Origin of the sequence: Cedecea neteri, assembly GCF_000757825.1 — a bacterium.
GTDB lineage: Bacteria > Pseudomonadota > Gammaproteobacteria > Enterobacterales > Enterobacteriaceae > Cedecea > Cedecea selenatireducens.
The window spans coordinates 3037759-3057643 of the sequence record NZ_CP009451.1; the positions used below are offsets into that span (position 1 = coordinate 3037759).

Annotated in this window: 19 protein-coding genes, 3 tRNA genes, 4 rRNA genes and 1 pseudogene; 20 read left to right on the forward strand and 7 right to left on the reverse strand. The window is 51.7% G+C overall.

The window, feature by feature from the left end:
* Window positions 1–7 precede the first annotated feature (7 nt).
* From rpsK to JT31_RS23165, 7 genes and pseudogenes are all read left to right on the forward strand, one after another.
* A complete protein-coding gene (rpsK, locus tag JT31_RS14050; protein WP_008457192.1) occupies window positions 8–397 on the forward strand; it encodes a 30S ribosomal protein S11 in 390 nt (129 codons plus the stop codon).
* Window positions 398–430: 33 nt separating this feature from the next.
* Window positions 431–1051: a 30S ribosomal protein S4 gene (gene rpsD / locus JT31_RS14055; RefSeq protein WP_038478242.1), complete on the forward strand. Its 621-nt coding sequence runs from the start codon at window positions 431–433 to the stop codon at window positions 1049–1051.
* Window positions 1052–1076: 25 nt separating this feature from the next.
* Window positions 1077–2066 carry a DNA-directed RNA polymerase subunit alpha gene (locus JT31_RS14060; RefSeq protein WP_008457196.1) on the forward strand — a complete coding sequence of 330 codons (990 nt, stop codon included), beginning with the start codon at window positions 1077–1079 and terminating at the stop codon, window positions 2064–2066.
* A gap of 40 nt (window positions 2067–2106) precedes the next feature.
* Entirely contained in the window at window positions 2107–2493 is a 387-nt protein-coding gene (rplQ, locus tag JT31_RS14065; protein WP_008457198.1) for a 50S ribosomal protein L17, read from the forward strand.
* A 112-nt stretch (window positions 2494–2605) separates the two neighbouring features.
* Window positions 2606–2977: a DUF1992 domain-containing protein gene (locus JT31_RS14070; protein ID WP_038478245.1), complete on the forward strand. Its 372-nt coding sequence runs from the start codon at window positions 2606–2608 to the stop codon at window positions 2975–2977.
* The gene (zntR, locus tag JT31_RS14075; protein WP_038478248.1) at window positions 2977–3393 is read left to right on the forward strand and encodes a Zn(2+)-responsive transcriptional regulator; all 417 of its coding nucleotides are present in this window, start codon (window positions 2977–2979) and stop codon (window positions 3391–3393) included. Before JT31_RS14070 ends, zntR begins: the two co-directional genes overlap by 1 nt.
* A 65-nt stretch (window positions 3394–3458) precedes the next feature.
* Window positions 3459–3674 (forward strand): annotated as a pseudogene (locus tag JT31_RS23165) (alternative ribosome-rescue factor A); the annotation flags it as partial.
* A gap of 4 nt (window positions 3675–3678) precedes the next feature.
* Here JT31_RS23165 and mscL read toward each other — a convergent pair.
* The 5 genes from mscL to def all read right to left on the reverse strand — a co-directional run bounded on the left by mscL (window position 3679) and on the right by def (window position 8507).
* On the reverse strand, window positions 3679–4092 hold the full coding sequence (mscL, locus tag JT31_RS14080; RefSeq protein ID WP_008457207.1) for a large-conductance mechanosensitive channel protein MscL: 414 nt from the start codon (window positions 4090–4092) through the stop codon (window positions 3679–3681).
* 154 nt (window positions 4093–4246) lie between these two features.
* The gene (gene trkA / locus JT31_RS14085) at window positions 4247–5623 is read right to left on the reverse strand and encodes a Trk system potassium transporter TrkA (protein ID WP_038478251.1); all 1377 of its coding nucleotides are present in this window, start codon (window positions 5621–5623) and stop codon (window positions 4247–4249) included.
* Window positions 5624–5672: 49 nt separating this feature from the next.
* A complete protein-coding gene (rsmB, locus tag JT31_RS14090) occupies window positions 5673–6962 on the reverse strand; it encodes a 16S rRNA (cytosine(967)-C(5))-methyltransferase RsmB (RefSeq protein WP_038478254.1) in 1290 nt (429 codons plus the stop codon).
* Between the two features lie 73 nt (window positions 6963–7035).
* Window positions 7036–7983, reverse strand: coding sequence for a methionyl-tRNA formyltransferase (gene fmt / locus JT31_RS14095; protein ID WP_038478257.1), 948 nt, complete (start codon window positions 7981–7983; stop codon window positions 7036–7038).
* A gap of 14 nt (window positions 7984–7997) precedes the next feature.
* Complete coding sequence (gene def / locus JT31_RS14100) at window positions 7998–8507, reverse strand: peptide deformylase (protein WP_038478260.1); 510 nt, start codon at window positions 8505–8507, stop codon at window positions 7998–8000.
* Between the two features lie 128 nt (window positions 8508–8635).
* On the opposite strand from def, the gene dprA reads away from it, so the two are divergent.
* Genes dprA through JT31_RS14135 form a run of 6 tightly spaced genes read left to right on the forward strand, consistent with a single transcriptional unit; the run spans window position 8636 to window position 12423 of the window.
* On the forward strand, window positions 8636–9760 hold the full coding sequence (gene dprA / locus JT31_RS23170) for a DNA-protecting protein DprA (RefSeq protein ID WP_071843015.1): 1125 nt from the start codon (window positions 8636–8638) through the stop codon (window positions 9758–9760).
* Window positions 9732–10205, forward strand: coding sequence for a DUF494 family protein Smg (smg, locus tag JT31_RS14115; protein WP_038478269.1), 474 nt, complete (start codon window positions 9732–9734; stop codon window positions 10203–10205). Before dprA ends, smg begins: the two co-directional genes overlap by 29 nt.
* A gap of 23 nt (window positions 10206–10228) precedes the next feature.
* Window positions 10229–10771 (forward strand): type I DNA topoisomerase, encoded by a 543-nt coding sequence (locus JT31_RS14120; protein ID WP_038478272.1) that lies wholly within the window; start codon window positions 10229–10231, stop codon window positions 10769–10771.
* 4 nt (window positions 10772–10775) lie between these two features.
* Complete coding sequence (gene tsaC / locus JT31_RS14125; protein ID WP_038478274.1) at window positions 10776–11348, forward strand: L-threonylcarbamoyladenylate synthase type 1 TsaC; 573 nt, start codon at window positions 10776–10778, stop codon at window positions 11346–11348.
* Window positions 11349–11350: 2 nt separating this feature from the next.
* Complete coding sequence (gene aroE / locus JT31_RS14130) at window positions 11351–12169, forward strand: shikimate dehydrogenase (RefSeq protein WP_038478277.1); 819 nt, start codon at window positions 11351–11353, stop codon at window positions 12167–12169.
* Entirely contained in the window at window positions 12166–12423 is a 258-nt protein-coding gene (locus JT31_RS14135) for a DUF1488 domain-containing protein (RefSeq protein WP_038478280.1), read from the forward strand. The genes aroE and JT31_RS14135 overlap by 4 nt, the downstream gene beginning before the upstream one ends.
* Here the strand turns inward: JT31_RS14135 and JT31_RS14140 are convergent.
* Window positions 12399–12953, reverse strand: a complete 555-nt coding sequence (locus tag JT31_RS14140; RefSeq protein ID WP_038483131.1) for a gamma carbonic anhydrase family protein — start codon at window positions 12951–12953, stop codon at window positions 12399–12401. The two genes, JT31_RS14135 and JT31_RS14140, sit on opposite strands and share 25 nt — an antisense overlap.
* Window positions 12954–13427: 474 nt before the next feature.
* Between JT31_RS14140 and JT31_RS14145 the strand changes: the two genes are divergently transcribed.
* The 7 genes from JT31_RS14145 to rrf (JT31_RS14175) all read left to right on the forward strand — a co-directional run bounded on the left by JT31_RS14145 (window position 13428) and on the right by rrf (JT31_RS14175) (window position 19021).
* A 16S ribosomal RNA gene (locus tag JT31_RS14145) occupies window positions 13428–14967 on the forward strand.
* Between the two features lie 69 nt (window positions 14968–15036).
* A tRNA-Ile gene (locus JT31_RS14150) sits at window positions 15037–15113 on the forward strand.
* 112 nt (window positions 15114–15225) lie between these two features.
* Window positions 15226–15301 (forward strand) — tRNA-Ala (locus tag JT31_RS14155).
* A 205-nt stretch (window positions 15302–15506) separates the two neighbouring features.
* Window positions 15507–18414 (forward strand): 23S ribosomal RNA (locus tag JT31_RS14160).
* Window positions 18415–18524: 110 nt separating this feature from the next.
* Window positions 18525–18640, forward strand: a 5S ribosomal RNA gene (rrf, locus tag JT31_RS14165).
* Window positions 18641–18791: 151 nt separating this feature from the next.
* Window positions 18792–18867: transfer RNA gene (locus JT31_RS14170), tRNA-Thr, on the forward strand.
* 38 nt (window positions 18868–18905) lie between these two features.
* Window positions 18906–19021: ribosomal RNA gene (gene rrf / locus JT31_RS14175) — 5S ribosomal RNA — on the forward strand.
* The 16S, 23S and 5S rRNA genes sit together here with 3 tRNA genes alongside, the layout of an rRNA operon.
* A 99-nt stretch (window positions 19022–19120) precedes the next feature.
* On the opposite strand, the gene JT31_RS14180 is transcribed toward rrf (JT31_RS14175), so the two are convergent.
* The gene (locus tag JT31_RS14180; RefSeq protein WP_038478283.1) at window positions 19121–19879 is read right to left on the reverse strand and encodes an amino acid ABC transporter ATP-binding protein; all 759 of its coding nucleotides are present in this window, start codon (window positions 19877–19879) and stop codon (window positions 19121–19123) included.
* Window positions 19880–19885 lie beyond the last annotated feature (6 nt).

Below are 19885 nucleotides of genomic sequence, written 5' to 3' on the forward strand. Positions count from 1 at the left end.
TTGAATAATGGCAAAGGCACCAATTCGTGCACGTAAACGTGTAAGAAAAACAGTCTCTGACGGCGTGGCTCATGTCCATGCTTCTTTCAACAACACCATCGTTACTATTACCGATCGTCAGGGTAATGCGTTGGGTTGGGCAACTGCCGGTGGTTCCGGTTTCCGTGGTTCTCGCAAATCCACTCCGTTTGCAGCTCAGGTTGCAGCAGAGCGTTGCGCAGAAGCCGTGAAAGAATACGGTATCAAGAACCTGGAAGTTATGGTTAAGGGTCCGGGTCCAGGCCGCGAATCAACTATTCGTGCTCTGAACGCCGCTGGTTTCCGCATCACTAATATTACTGATGTGACTCCGATCCCTCACAACGGTTGTCGTCCGCCGAAAAAACGCCGCGTATAACGCTTCGTTTTCTAGGATTGTTGGAGAAAGAAAATGGCAAGATATTTGGGTCCTAAGCTCAAGCTGAGCCGTCGTGAGGGCACAGACCTGTTCCTTAAGTCTGGCGTTCGCGCGATCGATACCAAGTGTAAGATTGAACAAGCTCCTGGCCAGCACGGTGCGCGTAAACCGCGTCTGTCTGACTATGGTGTGCAGTTGCGTGAAAAGCAGAAAGTTCGCCGTATCTACGGTGTGCTGGAGCGTCAGTTCCGTAACTATTATAAAGAAGCAGCTCGTCTGAAAGGCAACACCGGTGAAAACCTGTTGGCTCTGCTGGAAGGTCGTCTGGACAACGTAGTTTACCGTATGGGCTTCGGCGCCACTCGTGCAGAATCACGTCAGTTGGTTAGCCACAAAGCAATTATGGTAAATGGTCGCGTTGTTAACATCGCTTCTTATCAGGTAACTCCGAATGACGTAGTCAGCATCCGTGAGAAAGCCAAAAAGCAATCTCGCGTTAAGGCCGCTCTGGAGCTGGCTGAGCAGCGTGAAAAGCCAACCTGGCTGGAAGTTGATGCTGCCAAGATGGAAGGTGTGTTCAAGCGTAAGCCTGAGCGTACTGATCTGTCCGCGGACATTAACGAACACCTGATCGTCGAGCTTTACTCCAAGTAAAGCTTAGTACCAAAGAGAGGACACAATGCAGGGTTCTGTGACAGAGTTTCTAAAACCACGCCTGGTAGATATCGAGCAAGTGAGTTCGACGCACGCCAAGGTGACCCTTGAGCCGTTAGAGCGTGGCTTTGGCCATACTCTTGGTAACGCACTGCGCCGTATTCTGCTTTCATCGATGCCGGGTTGCGCGGTGACTGAGGTTGAGATTGATGGTGTACTGCACGAGTACAGCACCAAAGAAGGCGTTCAGGAAGATATCCTGGAAATCCTGCTCAACCTGAAAGGGCTGGCGGTAAGAGTTCAAGGTAAAGATGAAGTTATTCTTACCCTGAATAAATCTGGCATTGGCCCTGTGACCGCAGCCGACATCACCCATGATGGTGATGTCGAAATCGTCAAGCCGCAGCATGTGATCTGCCACCTGACCGATGAGAACGCCGCTATTAGCATGCGTATCAAAGTTCAGCGCGGTCGCGGTTATGTGCCGGCTTCTACCCGAATTCATTCGGAAGAAGATGAGCGCCCAATCGGCCGTCTGCTGGTCGACGCCTGCTACAGCCCTGTAGAGCGTATTGCCTACAATGTTGAAGCAGCGCGTGTAGAACAGCGTACCGACCTGGACAAGCTGGTCATCGAAATGGAAACCAACGGCACAATCGATCCTGAAGAGGCGATTCGTCGTGCGGCAACCATTCTGGCAGAACAACTTGAAGCTTTCGTTGACCTACGTGATGTGCGTCAGCCGGAAGTTAAAGAAGAGAAACCAGAATTCGATCCGATCTTGCTGCGCCCTGTTGACGATCTGGAATTGACTGTCCGCTCTGCTAACTGCCTTAAGGCAGAAGCTATCCACTATATCGGTGATCTGGTACAGCGTACCGAGGTTGAGCTACTCAAAACGCCTAACCTGGGTAAAAAATCTCTTACCGAGATTAAAGACGTGCTGGCTTCTCGTGGTTTGTCTCTGGGCATGCGCCTGGAAAACTGGCCACCAGCAAGCATTGCTGACGAGTAACCGGATCACAGGTTAAGGTTTTACTGAGAAGGATAAGGTCATGCGCCATCGTAAGAGTGGTCGTCAACTGAACCGCAACAGCAGCCATCGCCAGGCTATGTTCCGCAACATGGCAGGTTCACTGGTTCGTCATGAGATCATCAAGACGACCCTGCCTAAAGCGAAAGAGCTGCGTCGCGTAGTTGAGCCGCTGATTACTCTTGCCAAGACTGACAGCGTTGCTAATCGTCGTCTGGCATTCGCCCGTACTCGTGATAACGAGATCGTGGCAAAACTGTTTAACGAACTGGGTCCGCGTTTTGCGAGCCGTGCAGGTGGTTACACTCGTATTCTGAAGTGTGGCTTCCGTGCTGGTGACAATGCTCCGATGGCTTACATCGAGCTGGTTGATCGCGCCGAGTCTCAAACAGAAGCTGCTGCAGAGTAATCTGTAGTAACGTAGAAAAACCGGGCTTGCCCGGTTTTTTTATATCCAGAATATCCCCTTCCCGATACTTTCCTCGTATTCTTGTATTACTCCTTGTTGATCTGAGGTCGCTATGTGGTTACTCGATCAGTGGGCGGAACGACATATTGTTGATGCCCAGCGTAACGGTGATTTTGATTGTCTGCCGGGCAGCGGTGAACCCATAATGCTCGATGATGACAGTCATGTTCCTCCCGAACTCCGTGCCGGATACCGTCTGCTTAAAAATGCGGGTTGTTTACCGCCGGAGATGCAGCAACGTAAAGATGCGCTTGAGCTGGTTGATCTGCTGAAAACGGTGCATGCTCAGAGCGAGGAATACCAGGCAATCAGCAGCAAGCTCGCACTGCTTGAGCTCAAGCTTCGTCAGGCAGGCATAAATACAGATTTCTTACGCGGTGAGTATGCCGTAAAACTGATGCAGCAAATTGTCGAGGAAAAATGATGTTTCGTATAGGTGAGCTGGCAAAGCTGGCAGATGTGACGCCAGATACTATTCGTTATTATGAAAAACAGCAGATGATGGATCATGAGGTGCGAACTGAAGGTGGTTTTCGCCTTTACAGCGACAGCGATCTCCAGCGCCTTAAGTTCATCCGTTACGCCAAGCAGCTGGGGTTTACTCTGGAAGCCATCCGCGAACTGCTGTCGATCCGTATCGATCCTGAACACCATACCTGTCAGGAATCTAAAGGCATTGTGCAAAGCCGGCTAAGCGAGGTAGAGTCCAAAATCAAAGAATTGCAGAATATGCGACGTTCGCTGCAGCGCCTGAACGATGCTTGCTGCGGTACCGCACACAGCAGCGTTTACTGCTCAATCCTGGAAGCTCTGGAGCAGGGAGCAAGCAGTAAGAAATAGTCGCTTGATCTTTTTTTGAACAAAGAATAGACTCGCGGCGCTAATTAAACCCATCTGGAGTAATTATGAGCACTAAATACCGCCATCAAAAAGGCCAAATTAAAGATAACGCCATTGAGGCTCTGTTACATGACCCACTGTTCAGGCAAAGAGTAGAGAAGAATAAGAAAGGGAAAGGCAGTTATCAGCGCAACGAGAAACACGGTAATCGGGGTAACTGGGAGGCCAGTGGCAAACAAGCAATGAGCTTTTTTACCACTGGCCTTCTGCTTTTAGCAGCCAGTATTAATTACGCTGGTTCTGTTCTTTTAGCAGGTCGCGGATTTCGCTCAGCAATACTTCCTCTTTAGAAGGTGCCGGAGGTGCCGCAGGCTCTTCAGCCTTCTTACGGTTTAGTTTATTAATCACTTTGATGGCCATGAAGATGGCAAATGCAACAATCACGAAGTCAAAAATATTCTGAATAAAGACGCCGTAGTGCATGACCACTGCAGGCACATCACCCTGCGCGTCACGCAGCGTCAGTGCAAACTGCTTAAAATCAACCCCCCCAATCAGCAGACCCAGTGGCGGCATAATAATATCCGCAACCAGCGAGGAAACAATTTTCCCGAATGCTGCACCAATAATCACACCCACTGCCAAATCAACAACGTTCCCGCGCATCGCGAATTCGCGAAACTCTTTTAAAATACTCATTTATCTCTCCTTGTGCCGGCTGACAGTAATAATTCTAACAAAGGATGTCTTAATTTCCATTGCCGCAGGAAATAAGATTTTTTTGTTAATTCCATAATAGTAAAGTGGTTTTCTTACAAAGAAACGGGACAGAAAGATTTCTGCCCCGGTGAGTTTAGAGGAAGAATGGGCTTGGCTGGAACAGTCGCTCTACATCGCTGACAAATTTCTTATCCGTTAAGAACATAATCACGTGATCGCCCTGCTCTATACGCAGGTTGTCATTGGCGATCATGACATCATTGCCACGTACCACGGCGCCGATGATCGTCCCTGGCGGAAGCTTTATTTCATCAATCACTCGTCCTACAACGCGGGAAGTACTTTCGTCACCGTGTGCAACGGCTTCGATGGCTTCAGCAACGCCGCGGCGAAGGGATGAAACACCAACAATATCGGCTTTGCGAACATGTCCCAGCAGGGCAGAAATCGTTGCCTGCTGGGGAGAGATAGCAATATCGATAACGCTGCCCTGCACTAAATCGACATAGGCGTTACGCTGTATGAGAACCATGACTTTTTTGGCTCCCATACGCTTGGCCAGCATGGCCGACATAATATTGGCTTCATCATCGTTGGTGACCGCAATAAACAGATCGACCTGATCGATATGCTCTTCAGCCAGCAATTCCTGATCTGAGGCGTCGCCATAAAATACGATGGTATTTTGTAGCATTTCCGCAAGCTCAGAAGCGCGCTGCTGGTCGCGTTCAATCAGTTTTACGCTGTAATCTTTCTCCAGGCGGTGGGCCAGACCTGCGCCAATATTACCGCCGCCCACCAGCATAATGCGCTTATAAGGTTTCTCCAGACGCTGAAGCTCGCTCATAACCGCACGGATATTCTGCGAAGCCGCTATAAAGAAGACCTCATCGCCTGCTTCAACGATGGTCGACCCCTGTGGGCGAATAGGACGATCATGACGGAAAATTGCGGCGACACGCGTATCGATATGCGGCATATGTTCGCGCATGGTGGAAAGTGCATTACCTACCAGTGGACCACCGTAGTAGGCCTTTACTACCGCCAGACTCACTTTGCCTTCTGCGAAATTTACGACCTGAAGTGCGCCAGGGTATTCAATCAGGCGATAAATATTGTCGATGACCAGCTGTTCTGGAGCAATCAGGTGATCGATAGGCACCGCTTCCGCATTGAACAGTTTCTCCGCATCGCGAACATAGTCCGGCGCTCGAATACGGGCAATCCTGTTTGGCGTGTTAAACAGTGAATAGGCCACCTGGCAGGCGATCATATTCGTTTCATCAGAGCTGGTAACTGCAACCAGCATGTCTGCGTCATCCGCACCCGCCTCACGAAGTACCCGGGGATGAGACCCATGGCCCTGGACTACACGCAGATCGAACTTGTCCTGCAGAATACGCAGGCGAGCCTGGTTGGTATCGACGACGGTGATATCGTTGTTCTCACCGACCAGGTTTTCCGCCAGAGTGCCGCCGACCTGACCGGCACCCAGAATGATTATTTTCATCGTTTATCGCTTCACGAGTGATGAAACTTATGACTTGCCCTGAAGGGAGTCAGCTCTTAATTAGCTTAGCGTAGTAGAAGCCGTCGCCGTCGTCTGCCGCGGGCAGATTTTGAATGCCGGGCCTCTTTTCGTCACCGGTTTCAACCAGTTTGGCATCGGCATGACTCGCCAGAAACGCGCTGACCTGATCTTTGTTTTCGTCAGGCAGAATAGAACAGGTAGCATAAACCAGCGTACCGCCTGATTTCAGGTGAGGCCAGATAGCGTCCAGGATTTCTTTTTGCAGGGCAACCAGCTCGGCGATATCCCTGTCACGGCGTAGCCACTTGATGTCTGGATGGCGACGAATGACGCCGGTTGCCGAGCACGGTGCATCAAGCAGAATGCGATCAAACTTAGTGTCGCCGCACCACTGTACCGGGAAACGACCATCTCCCTGCTTCACCTCTGCTTTCATACCTAACCGCGCAAGGTTTTCATTCACGCGTTTCAGACGCTGAGCATCAACGTCGACGGCCATGACTTTTGCGTTCGGTGCAGCTTCCAGAATATGTGTCGTCTTGCCGCCTGGGGCGGCACAAAGATCCAGAATGGTATCGCCGTTTTGCGGATCTAAAAGATCAACGCTTCCCTGAGCAGAAGCATCCTGAACCGTCACCCAGCCTTGTTCAAATCCTGGTAAAGCCTGGACAGGGGCCGGTGCATCAAGGCGTACCGCGTCACTGTATTTTGGATGGATATGTCCTTCGAGACCTGCTTCAGCAAGCAATGCCATCCAGGCTTCGCGGGTATGATGCTGACGATTTACACGCAGCCACATTGGGGGCCGCTGATTGTTCGCATCGACAATGGCTTCCCAGCTCTCCGGATAAGCTTTCTTCAGGCGCTGCAGCAGCCAGCTTGGGTGCAGAAAACGACTTTCATGCTTAGCGGCTTCCGCCATCAGGCTTTCCTGCTGACGCTGGAACTGACGCAGTACGCCGTTGATTAAGCCCTTGAATGCCTGCCGCTTAATAGCGATTGCGCCTTCAACGGTTTCGGCAAGCGCCGCGTGTGGAGGAATGCGGGTATACAGAAGCTGATAGAAGCCGACCATAATTAAGTAATGGATCGTGCGCTGTTTTCCGGTCATCGGACGTGACATGAGTTTGCCAACCAGCCAGTCCAGCTGCGGGAGAGTACGCAGCACGCCAAAGCACAGCTCCTGCAGCAGGGCTCTGTCTTTATCCGAGACTTTCTGCTGTACCGCAGGCAGTACATTACTTAATGATTGTCCTTGCTCGACAACTTGTTCAATAGTTTGGGCAGCCAGGCTGCGAAGATTCAGTGTTTTTTTCATTACCGTGCTCTGGTTTTTCCAGCGCTATAAACAAAAATGCCCAGGTTACCCCGGGCGTATAGGTGCGGTTTTATCAGGCCAGGACCGTTCCAGGCTCAAACCATTCACGGCGTGAGTTCAGGAGATCCTGTGCTTTCATGGCTTTTTTACCTGCGGGCTGCAGTTCTTCAAGATTCAGAATGCCGTCAGCGGTCGCGACCTGAATGCCCTGTTTACTGGCGGCAACAATGGTGCCGGGCGCCGAGTTTGCCTGAGTGCTGATGACCGAAGCACGCCAGACTTTCAGCGGCTGCCCGTCAATCTCCAGCCAGCTCATTGGCCACGGGTTAAAGGCGCGAATGCAGCGTTCCAATTGAGCGGCGGAAAGATTCCAGTTGATGCGTGCTTCTTCCTTGCTGAGCTTCTCAGCATAGGTCACCAGCGCTTCATCCTGCACTTCTGGTTTGGCTGTTCCGTCGGCTAACTGTTGAAGCGTGTCCAGGAGACCTTGTGGACCAAGTCCTGCCAGCTTATCGTACAGCGTACCGCTGGTATCTTCTGCTTCAATCGGGCAGGACAGCTTATACAGCATATTGCCGGTATCGAGGCCGATGTCCATTTGCATGATTGTGACGCCAGTTTCTGCATCGCCCGCCCATAAAGAACGCTGGATCGGTGCGGCACCGCGCCAGCGTGGCAGTAGCGAACCATGTACGTTCACGCAGCCCAGACGAGGCATATCAAGCACCGCCTGCGGTAAAATCAGGCCGTAGGCAACCACAACCATCACATCGGCATTGAGATCGGCAACAAGCTGCTGATTTTCCGCCTTGCGAAGCGTAGCGGGTTGAAAGACCGGAATGCCTTTATCTTCAGCCAGCACTTTTACCGGGCCTGGCATAAGTTTTTTACCACGGCCTGCAGGGCGGTCTGGTTGCGTAAAGACGCCGACAACCTGGTGCTGAGAAGACAACAGCGCGTCAAGATGACGCGCTGCAAAATCGGGGGTTCCGGCGAAAATAATACGCAGAGAATCTGACACGTTGCTTGTTGTCCTTAAGCTTTCGCTTTCAAACGGTCGAGTTTTTCAACTTTCTGACGAATACGTTGCTGTTTCAGCGGCGACAGATAATCGATAAACAGTTTACCGACCAGGTGATCCATTTCGTGCTGGATACAAATAGCCAGCAGACCATCCGCTTCCAGTTCAAACGTTTTACCTTCACGGTCCAGCGCACGAATCTTCACTTTCTCCGCGCGTGGCACCAGTGCTCGCTGTTCCGGAATAGACAGACAGCCTTCTTCGATACCGGTCTCGCCGCTTTTTTCCAGCAGCTCTGGGTTAATCAGCACCAGCTGCTCGTCGCGGTTTTCAGAAACATCAATAACGATGATGCGCTGATGAATATCAACCTGCGTAGCGGCCAGGCCAATACCTTCTTCGTCATACATTGTTTCGAACATATCATCGACGATGCGCTGAATGTCCGCATTCACTTTTTCGACCGGTTTAGCGACTTTGCGAAGGCGCTCGTCGGGAATATGTAATACTTGCAAAACTGCCATAAATATCCAGAGCTGTGTTCAGTAGTAGAAAGGATTATTCCCTCTATTCTAGACATTTCCCCGGCTGATTGACAGCATCAGTGACCAATCGCAAGGATTGCTTTTATGGCCTGTGGCAGGAGGAAATGGTGCTGCGAACGGAGATTTGGTTACGTCTTATGGCTGTTAAAGGACTAAGTGGTGATAAGTTCCTAAAAATAGCCCACTTCCTGCAACGCAGCCCCGCAATAGATAGAGCAAGCTTGCCTGGCTCGGGATTAAGCGCAAGCGAATGTGCACTCTTTAATGCATTTGATGAGCGTCAGCTTGAAGCCAGTCTCAGATGGCTTGATAAACCGGGGCACTACTTGCTGACGGCGGAAGATGCTCATTACCCGGAACAGCTTCGCGCTATAAATGATTATCCTGCAGCCCTCTTTGTAGCCGGGGATCCCTCGCAACTTAGCCAAAATCAGCTCGCCGTTGTCGGCAGTCGTAATCTCTCCGATTACGGTGAACGCAATTGTCGGCAGTTCTGTGAGGAACTTGCTCAGGCAGGGCTGGTAATAACCAGCGGTCTGGCTTTGGGAATTGACGGTGTTGCTCATCGTGCTGCCCTGAGTGTTCAAGGTAAAACAATTGCCGTGCTGGGTAATGGTTTAGGCAGCGTTCATCCTAAACGCCATCTGATGCTGGCCAGGCAAATTGTGGAACAGGGCGGGGCAGTAGTGTCTGAATTTCCCCTTTCCTGCACGCCGTGGCCATCGAACTTTCCGTGGCGCAATCGTGTCATCAGCGGATTAAGCCGGGCTGTCTTGGTGGTGGAGGCCGGGGAGCGAAGCGGATCTCTGGTTACCGCTCGTTATGCCGTTGAGCAGGGAAGAGAGGTGTTTGCCTTGCCAGGCACGATTGGTAGCCCAGGCAGTGAAGGCCCACATTGGCTGATTCAGCAGGGTGCAAATCTGGCCCGAAGCCCGCAGGATATCCTCGATTATCTGTCCTCTGAACTGCACTGGCTCCCCGCTTCGCACAATGTGCCAATATATTCGCCAAATCAACAAGACGGTGCATTGCCATTTCCCAATCTGTTGGCTAACGTAGGAGATGAGGTTACACCTGTTGACGTCGTCGCTGAACGTGCCGGCCAACCTGTGCCAGAGACGGTAGCTCAGCTACTCGAACTGGAGTTAGCAGGATGGATCGCAGCTGTACCCGGCGGCTATGTCCGATTGAGGAGGGCATGCCATGTTCGACGTACTAATGTACTTATTTGAAACCTACATCCACAGCGAAGCAGAAATGCGCGTTGACCAGGATAAGCTGACGAGCGATCTCACCGACGCGGGTTTTGATCGTGAGGACATTTTTAACGCCTTAGTGTGGCTTGAAAAGCTGGCTGACTATCAGGAAGGTTTGACCGAGCCGATGCAGCTTGCTGCGGATCCTCTCTCCATGCGTATTTTCACCGCAGAAGAGAGCCAACGGCTCGATGCGGACTGCCGGGGCTTTTTACTGTTCCTTGAGCAGATTCAGGTGCTAAATCTCGAAACCCGTGAAATGGTTATTGAGCGCGTACTGGCGCTGGATACCGCAGAATTCGAACTGGAAGATCTGAAATGGGTTGTGCTGATGGTGTTGTTCAATATTCCGGGTTGTGAAAACGCCTACCAGCAAATGGAAGAATTACTCTTCGAGGCAAATGAAGGTATGCTGCACTAAATTGAGTTGCAGCATGAGATGTTATGGCCAAGTCAGCACTGTTCTCGGTGCCAAAAAATGAACCCTGCCCCCAATGCGGGGCAGAGTTAACAATACGTTCCGGTAAACACGGCCCATTTTTGGGCTGTTCCCACTACCCGGAATGCGACTATGTTCGCCCGCTAAAGAGCCAGGCCGATGGCCATATAGTTAAAGTGCTTGATGGTCAGCAGTGTCCGGTTTGTCAGGCCACGCTCGTGTTACGTCAGGGGCGTTTTGGCATGTTTATCGGCTGCAGCAACTATCCTGAATGCGAACACACGGAAGTCATTGATAAACCAGATGAGACCACGATAGCTTGCCCGCAATGCCAGAAAGGGCAATTGGTTCAGCGGCGTTCGCGCTACGGCAAAACCTTCTGGTCTTGCGATTGCTACCCGGAGTGCCAGTTCGTCATCAACTTTAAGCCTGTAGCGGGCATCTGCTCTGACTGTCAGTACCCGCTGCTTATTGAAAAGAAAACGGCCCAGGGCGTGAAACGCTTCTGTGCCAATAAACAATGTGGAAAGCCGGTAACGGCGGAATAAGCCAGTGAATAATAACCTGCCTGAAGGCCAGCTCGCGCAGATCGTAGCGGCCCTGAAAGAACAGCAAGTCATCGCTTACCCAACCGAAGCCGTATTTGGCGTCGGTTGCGATCCCGACAGTGAGCTCGCGGTTACCCGTCTGTTAGAACTGAAACAGCGTCCGGTAGAAAAGGGACTTATCCTTATTGCGGCCGATTTTGATCAACTGAAACCTTACATTAACGTCGCTGTATTGAGCGAAGAACGGCTTTCCTCGGTGTTCGCCAATTGGCCTGGGCCAGTTACGTTTGTTTTCCCTGCTTTGCCTTCCACACCAAAATGGCTGACCGGGCATTTTGATTCTCTGGCGGTGCGCGTGACCAATCACCCGCTAGTGAAAGAGCTATGCCTTGCCTACGGTAAACCGCTGGTGTCGACCAGTGCGAACCTTACAGGTCTGCCTCCGTGCCGCACTGCGCAGGAAGTCCTGCAGCAGTTTGGTGAGAGCTTCCCGGTGCTTATGGGAGACACCGGTGGGCGACTGAACCCTTCAGAAATCCGCGATGCCTTAACCGGCGAACTCTTCCGTCAGGGGTAATTATGGAAACCTTCGCCGTCTTCGGGAACCCTATTCAACACAGCAAGTCTCCTCTTATTCACCGCCTTTTCGCCGGGCAAACAGGCATTGAGCATTCTTACGGACGCGTGCTTGCTCCGCTGGACGAGTTTGTTGCAACGCTGGATGCTTTCTTTAATGAAGGGGGCAGAGGCGCCAACGTCACGGTGCCTTTTAAAGAGCAGGCTTTTGCCCATGCGGACGAACTGACGGAGCGCGCGGCACTTGCGGGCGCGGTCAATACGCTCAAGCGCCTGGAGGATGGCCGTTTGCTTGGGGACAATACCGACGGTATTGGTTTGTTGAGCGATCTTGAACGATTGAAGCTGATCAAACCTGGCGATCGTATTCTGCTGGTGGGCGCCGGCGGTGCCGCACGTGGTGTTCTGTTACCGCTTCTGTCACTGGACTGCTCGGTTACGATAACTAACCGAACGTTTGCAAAGGCCGAAGAGCTTGCCACGCTCTTTCACCACACGGGCAGCGTTAATGCCGTCGCAATGGATAAGCTCGAAGGGCATGAGTTTGATCTGCTGATCAATGCCACGTCCAGCGGGATTGGCGGCGAAATTCCTGCGTTGCCGGTTTCTCTCCTTTCGCACCGCGTAAGCTGTTATGACATGTTTTACCAGAAAGGACTGACGCCCTTCTTGAACTGGGCCGTCGGGCACGGCGTAGTCCACTATGCGGACGGTTTGGGCATGCTGGTGGGGCAGGCCGCACATGCCTTTATGCTTTGGCATGGCGTTATGCCGGAGGTTGCACCGGTTATTGAAACTTTGAAAAGAGAAATGACGGCGTGAACCAGGCCATTCAGCTCCCGGATCGTGAACGCTGGGATGAAGAACGCCAGGCTGTTTGCTTTCCGGCGTTGGTTAATGGCTTTCAGGTGGGTTGTGCTATGGCCTCGGAGGCAATTGCCGCTCGCTTTGGTGGCAATTGCGCAGAAGAGTGGCTCTCTTTATTCCGGGAGCATCGCTGGGATATTGAAGAAGAAGTCGAAAGCCTTATCGAAGACGAGCAGGAAGGCGATCAGGGCTGGTACTGGCTGTCCTGAGCCAGATACTCATCTTTCCAGCGGACATAATTGTTAGCGGAGTAGAGCAAGCCGGCCAGCTCCGCTTCAGTCAGACGGCGAATCTGTTTTACCGGACTGCCTAAATAGAGATAACCGCTCTCCAGACGTTTGTTCTGCGGTACCAGGCTGCCAGCGCCAATCATCACATCATCTTCTATTACTACCCCATCCAACAAGATCGATCCCATACCGACTAATACCCGATTGCCAATCGTGCAGCCGTGCAGCATAACCTTATGGCCTACCGTCACATCTTCGCCAACGATCAGCGGGTTCCCTTCGGGCTTATAAGAAGACTTATGGGTAACATGAAGAACGCTTCCATCCTGAATGTTGGTACGTGCGCCAATCGTCACGGTGTTTACGTCCCCGCGAATGGCGACTAACGGCCAGATACTGACATCGTCAGCCAGTTTTACATCACCGATCGCCACGCTGGTGGGATCAACCATGACTCGTTCGCCCAGTTTTGGGAAAGTTTTTTGAAAAGCACGCAGTACCGCAGACATAAACACCTCAGGTAAATTCATTGCATGAATAGACTGTGGCTGCTTTCTTGAGCAATGGCAAGGGAGTAAAGGGCTGGAAAGAGGGCAGATCGAACAGGATCTCAGCGAAAAGTGTGAAAACTAAACATTCAGAAAAAAAGATCGAAAAAGTACTTGTGCTAAAAAGTGGGATCCCTATAATGCGCCTCCATCGAGACGGCACAGTGAATCACTTCACAAATTAGCCGGTTCGATAAAGAGAAAAAATCCTGAAAATCGGGGTTGACTCTGAAAGAGGAAAGCGTAATATACGCCACCTCGAGTTAGCAAGCAAAAGCGCGTAACTCACTGCTCTTTAACAATTTATCAGACAATCTGTGTGGGCACTCGCAGGATTGATATCTCAGCATCTCCGGATGCAACAAAATATCAAGTCTTGAAGAGTGACTACTGATTTTATAAACAGTTTTAATTCTTTGAGCATCAAACACTTTTAAATTGAAGAGTTTGATCATGGCTCAGATTGAACGCTGGCGGCAGGCCTAACACATGCAAGTCGAGCGGTAGCACAGGGAGCTTGCTCCTGGGTGACGAGCGGCGGACGGGTGAGTAATGTCTGGGGATCTGCCTGATGGAGGGGGATAACTACTGGAAACGGTAGCTAATACCGCATAACGTCGCAAGACCAAAGAGGGGGACCTTCGGGCCTCTTGCCATCAGATGAACCCAGATGGGATTAGCTAGTAGGTGGGGTAATGGCTCACCTAGGCGACGATCCCTAGCTGGTCTGAGAGGATGACCAGCCACACTGGAACTGAGACACGGTCCAGACTCCTACGGGAGGCAGCAGTGGGGAATATTGCACAATGGGCGCAAGCCTGATGCAGCCATGCCGCGTGTATGAAGAAGGCCTTCGGGTTGTAAAGTACTTTCAGCGAGGAGGAAGGCGTTAAGGTTAATAACCTTAGCGATTGACGTTACTCGCAGAAGAAGCACCGGCTAACTCCGTGCCAGCAGCCGCGGTAATACGGAGGGTGCAAGCGTTAATCGGAATTACTGGGCGTAAAGCGCACGCAGGCGGTTTGTTAAGTCGGATGTGAAATCCCCGGGCTCAACCTGGGAACTGCATTCGAAACTGGCAAGCTTGAGTCTTGTAGAGGGGGGTAGAATTCCAGGTGTAGCGGTGAAATGCGTAGAGATCTGGAGGAATACCGGTGGCGAAGGCGGCCCCCTGGACAAAGACTGACGCTCAGGTGCGAAAGCGTGGGGAGCAAACAGGATTAGATACCCTGGTAGTCCACGCCGTAAACGATGTCGACTTGGAGGTTGTGCCCTTGAGGCGTGGCTTCCGGAGCTAACGCGTTAAGTCGACCGCCTGGGGAGTACGGCCGCAAGGTTAAAACTCAAATGAATTGACGGGGGCCCGCACAAGCGGTGGAGCATGTGGTTTAATTCGATGCAACGCGAAGAACCTTACCTACTCTTGACATCCAGAGAACTTTCCAGAGATGGATTGGTGCCTTCGGGAACTCTGAGACAGGTGCTGCATGGCTGTCGTCAGCTCGTGTTGTGAAATGTTGGGTTAAGTCCCGCAACGAGCGCAACCCTTATCCTTTGTTGCCAGCGGTTCGGCCGGGAACTCAAAGGAGACTGCCAGTGATAAACTGGAGGAAGGTGGGGATGACGTCAAGTCATCATGGCCCTTACGAGTAGGGCTACACACGTGCTACAATGGCGCATACAAAGAGAAGCGACCTCGCGAGAGCAAGCGGACCTCATAAAGTGCGTCGTAGTCCGGATTGGAGTCTGCAACTCGACTCCATGAAGTCGGAATCGCTAGTAATCGTAGATCAGAATGCTACGGTGAATACGTTCCCGGGCCTTGTACACACCGCCCGTCACACCATGGGAGTGGGTTGCAAAAGAAGTAGGTAGCTTAACCTTCGGGAGGGCGCTTACCACTTTGTGATTCATGACTGGGGTGAAGTCGTAACAAGGTAACCGTAGGGGAACCTGCGGTTGGATCACCTCCTTACCTAAAAGATACAAACCCGCGTAGTGCTCACACAGATTGTCTGATAGAAAACGAGCAGTAAAACCTTATAGGCTTGTAGCTCAGGTGGTTAGAGCGCACCCCTGATAAGGGTGAGGTCGGTGGTTCAAGTCCACTCAGGCCTACCAAATTCTCCGCTATCCTGCGTTATAGCATCACTCACATACTCAAGTATGCTTCGTGGCGTTGCGCCTTGGCTAGCAAAGAATTCATGGTAATCAAAGGTTTTACGAAATCGATGGGGCTATAGCTCAGCTGGGAGAGCGCCTGCCTTGCACGCAGGAGGTCAGCGGTTCGATCCCGCTTAGCTCCACCATCATTTCATGCACCAAAACTACTTCAGAGTGTACCGGCGACGGTGTGCTGCGAAGTATTTGCTCTTTAACAATCCGGAACAAGCTGAAAATTGAAACGACATGTCGTCTCATTCCTCCGTAATAAGGAATGGGGTTAAGACATGTTCGAGTCTCTCAAATTTTCACAACAGCGATTTTGTCTTACGAGACATCTTCGGGTTGTGAGGTTAAGCGACTAAGCGTACACGGTGGATGCCCTGGCAGTCAGAGGCGATGAAGGACGTGCTAATCTGCGATAAGCGTCGGTAAGGTGATATGAACCGTTATAGCCGGCGATTTCCGAATGGGGAAACCCAGTGTGTTTCGACACACTATCGTTAAGTGAATACATAGCTTAACGAAGCGAACCGGGGGAACTGAAACATCTAAGTACCCCGAGGAAAAGAAATCAACCGAGATTCCCCCAGTAGCGGCGAGCGAACGGGGAACAGCCCAGAACCTGAATCAGTTTGTGTGTTAGTGGAAGCGTCTGGAAAGTCGCAGGGTACAGGGTGATACTCCCGTACACTAAAATGCACATACTGTGAGTTCGAAGAGTAGGGCGGGACACGTGGTATCCTGTCTGAATATGGGGGGACCATCCTCCAAGGCTAAATACTCCTGACTGACCGATAGTGAACCAGTACCGTGAGGGAAAGGCGAAAAGAACCCCGGCGAGGGGAGTGAAACAGAACCTGAAACCGTGTACGTACAAGCAGTGGGAGCCTCTTTATGGGGTGACTGCGTACCTTTTGTATAATGGGTCAGCGACTTATATTCTGTAGCAAGGTTAACCGTATAGGGGAGCCGCAGGGAAACCGAGTCTTAACTGGGCGTTAAGTTGCAGGGTATAGACCCGAAACCCGGTGATCTAGCCATGGGCAGGTTGAAGGTTGGGTAACACTAACTGGAGGACCGAACCGACTAATGTTGAAAAATTAGCGGATGACTTGTGGCTGGGGGTGAAAGGCCAATCAAACCGGGAGATAGCTGGTTCTCCCCGAAAGCTATTTAGGTAGCGCCTCGTGAACTCATCTTCGGGGGTAGAGCACTGTTTCGGCTAGGGGGCCATCCCGGCTTACCAACCCGATGCAAACTACGAATACCGAAGAATGTTATCACGGGAGACACACGGCGGGTGCTAACGTCCGTCGTGAAGAGGGAAACAACCCAGACCGCCAGCTAAGGTCCCAAAGTCATGGTTAAGTGGGAAACGATGTGGGAAGGCACAGACAGCCAGGATGTTGGCTTAGAAGCAGCCATCATTTAAAGAAAGCGTAATAGCTCACTGGTCGAGTCGGCCTGCGCGGAAGATGTAACGGGGCTAAACCATGCACCGAAGCTGCGGCAGCGACGCTTATGCGTTGTTGGGTAGGGGAGCGTTCTGTAAGCCGTCGAAGGTGGACTGTGAGGTCTGCTGGAGGTATCAGAAGTGCGAATGCTGACATAAGTAACGATAAAGCGGGTGAAAAGCCCGCTCGCCGGAAGACCAAGGGTTCCTGTCCAACGTTAATCGGGGCAGGGTGAGTCGACCCCTAAGGCGAGGCCGAAAGGCGTAGTCGATGGGAAACAGGTTAATATTCCTGTACTTGGTGTTACTGCGAAGGGGGGACGGAGAAGGCTATGTTAGCCGGGCGACGGTTGTCCCGGTTTAAGCATGTAGGCGGAGCGTTTAGGTAAATCCGGACGCTTATTAAACGCTGAGGTGTGATGACGAGGCACTACGGTGCTGAAGTAACAAATGCCCTGCTTCCAGGAAAAGCCTCTAAGCATCAGGTAACATTAAATCGTACCCCAAACCGACACAGGTGGTCAGGTAGAGAATACCAAGGCGCTTGAGAGAACTCGGGTGAAGGAACTAGGCAAAATGGTGCCGTAACTTCGGGAGAAGGCACGCTGTCGGTAGGTGAAACCCCTCGCGGGTGGAGCTGAAGGCAGTCGAAGATACCAGCTGGCTGCAACTGTTTATTAAAAACACAGCACTGTGCAAACACGAAAGTGGACGTATACGGTGTGACGCCTGCCCGGTGCCGGAAGGTTAATTGATGGGGTTATCCGCAAGGAGAAGCTCTTGATCGAAGCCCCGGTAAACGGCGGCCGTAACTATAACGGTCCTAAGGTAGCGAAATTCCTTGTCGGGTAAGTTCCGACCTGCACGAATGGCGTAATGATGGCCAGGCTGTCTCCACCCGAGACTCAGTGAAATTGAAATCGCTGTGAAGATGCAGTGTACCCGCGGCAAGACGGAAAGACCCCGTGAACCTTTACTATAGCTTGACACTGAACATTGAGCCTTGATGTGTAGGATAGGTGGGAGGCTTTGAAGCGTGGACGCCAGTCTGCGTGGAGCCAACCTTGAAATACCACCCTTTAATGTTTGATGTTCTAACGTAGACCCGTGATCCGGGTTGCGGACAGTGTCTGGTGGGTAGTTTGACTGGGGCGGTCTCCTCCTAAAGCGTAACGGAGGAGCACGAAGGTTAGCTAATCACGGTCGGACATCGTGAGGTTAGTGCAAAGGCATAAGCTAGCTTGACTGCGAGAGTGACGGCTCGAGCAGGTGCGAAAGCAGGTCTTAGTGATCCGGTGGTTCTGAATGGAAGGGCCATCGCTCAACGGATAAAAGGTACTCCGGGGATAACAGGCTGATACCGCCCAAGAGTTCATATCGACGGCGGTGTTTGGCACCTCGATGTCGGCTCATCACATCCTGGGGCTGAAGTAGGTCCCAAGGGTATGGCTGTTCGCCATTTAAAGTGGTACGCGAGCTGGGTTTAGAACGTCGTGAGACAGTTCGGTCCCTATCTGCCGTGGGCGCTGGAGAATTGAGGGGGGCTGCTCCTAGTACGAGAGGACCGGAGTGGACGCATCACTGGTGTTCGGGTTGTCATGCCAATGGCATTGCCCGGTAGCTAAATGCGGAAAAGATAAGCGCTGAAAGCATCTAAGCGCGAAACTTGCCCCGAGATGAGTTCTCCCTGACCCTTTAAGGGTCCTGAAGGAACGTTGAAGACTACGACGTTGATAGGCTGGGTGTGTAAGCGTAGCGATACGTTGAGCTAACCAGTACTAATGATCCGTGAGGCTTAACCTTACAACACCGAAGGTGTTTTGAGAGAATTTAGAGAGAAGAGTAAATTTTCAGCTTAGTTCAGGATTAAATTGATGGTTATGCGGATGCATAACGGTCAATAACAGAATTTGCCTGGCGGCCGTAGCGCGGTGGTCCCACCTGACCCCATGCCGAACTCAGAAGTGAAACGCCGTAGCGCCGATGGTAGTGTGGGGTCTCCCCATGCGAGAGTAGGGAACTGCCAGGCATCAAATTAGCAGTAATGGTCAGTAATACGAGGCAGTTCACTACTCTCAGAGAGTAGGACTGACTCACCGAAAGGTGAGTCTGAACGCTGCGAAGCAGCGGCCCGTAGGGTGAACGCAAGTTCATCAACTGCCAGGCATCAAATTAAGCGTGCTGATATGGCTCAGTTGGTAGAGCGCACCCTTGGTAAGGGTGAGGTCCCCAGTTCGACTCTGGGTATCAGCACCAGTTTTTAGGTTTAAGTTCGGCACGTAGAAAAGAATTTGCCTGACGGCCGTAGCGCGGTGGTCCCACCTGACCCCATGCCGAACTCAGAAGTGAAACGCCGTAGCGCCGATGGTAGTGTGGGGTCTCCCCATGCGAGAGTAGGGAACTGTCAGGCATCAAATAAAACAAAAAACCTCAGCTTATTAGCTGGGGTTTTTTGTTTTCTGAATTCGGAAAACACCATAAAAAAGGCCGCATCAGCGGCCTTTGTCGTTTAATGGATAACCTGAGACAAGAAAGCTCGCGTTCTTTCTGATTTCGGATGGGCAAAAAACTCTTCAGGCGGGGCCTGTTCTACGATCTCTCCGCGATCCATAAAGATAACCCGGTCAGCGACGGTGCGGGCAAAACCCATTTCGTGCGTGACGCAGAGCATTGTCATGCCGGATTCTGCCAGCCCTATCATGGTGTCCAACACTTCTTTCACCATTTCCGGGTCGAGTGCCGAAGTTGGCTCGTCAAAAAGCATGATTTTGGGTTTCATACACAGTGAGCGGGCAATGGCCACACGTTGCTGCTGGCCTCCCGATATCTGCCCTGGGAATTTATGCGCGTGTTCGGCGATTCTCACTCGCTCGAGATAATGCATCGCCAGCGCCTCGGCCTCTTTCTTAGGCATCTTACGAACCCAGACAGGGGCCAGAGTGCAGTTCTGCAGGACGGTTAAATGGGGGAACAGGTTAAAGTGCTGGAAGACCATGCCGACTTCGGTACGGACTTTTTCTATATTCCGCAGATCGTCATTCAGCTCTGTTCCATCGACGACAATACGCCCCTGCTGATGCTCTTCAAGATGGTTGATACAGCGAATCGTCGTGGATTTTCCGGAGCCCGATGGCCCGCACAATACGATACGCTCACCCTGCTTCACATTGAGATTAATGTCTTTTAAAACATGGAATTGACCATACCACTTATTCACGTTTTCCAGCGTGATCATCGTGTCGGCAGCCTGCGGTGTCATTTTACTCATGATAAT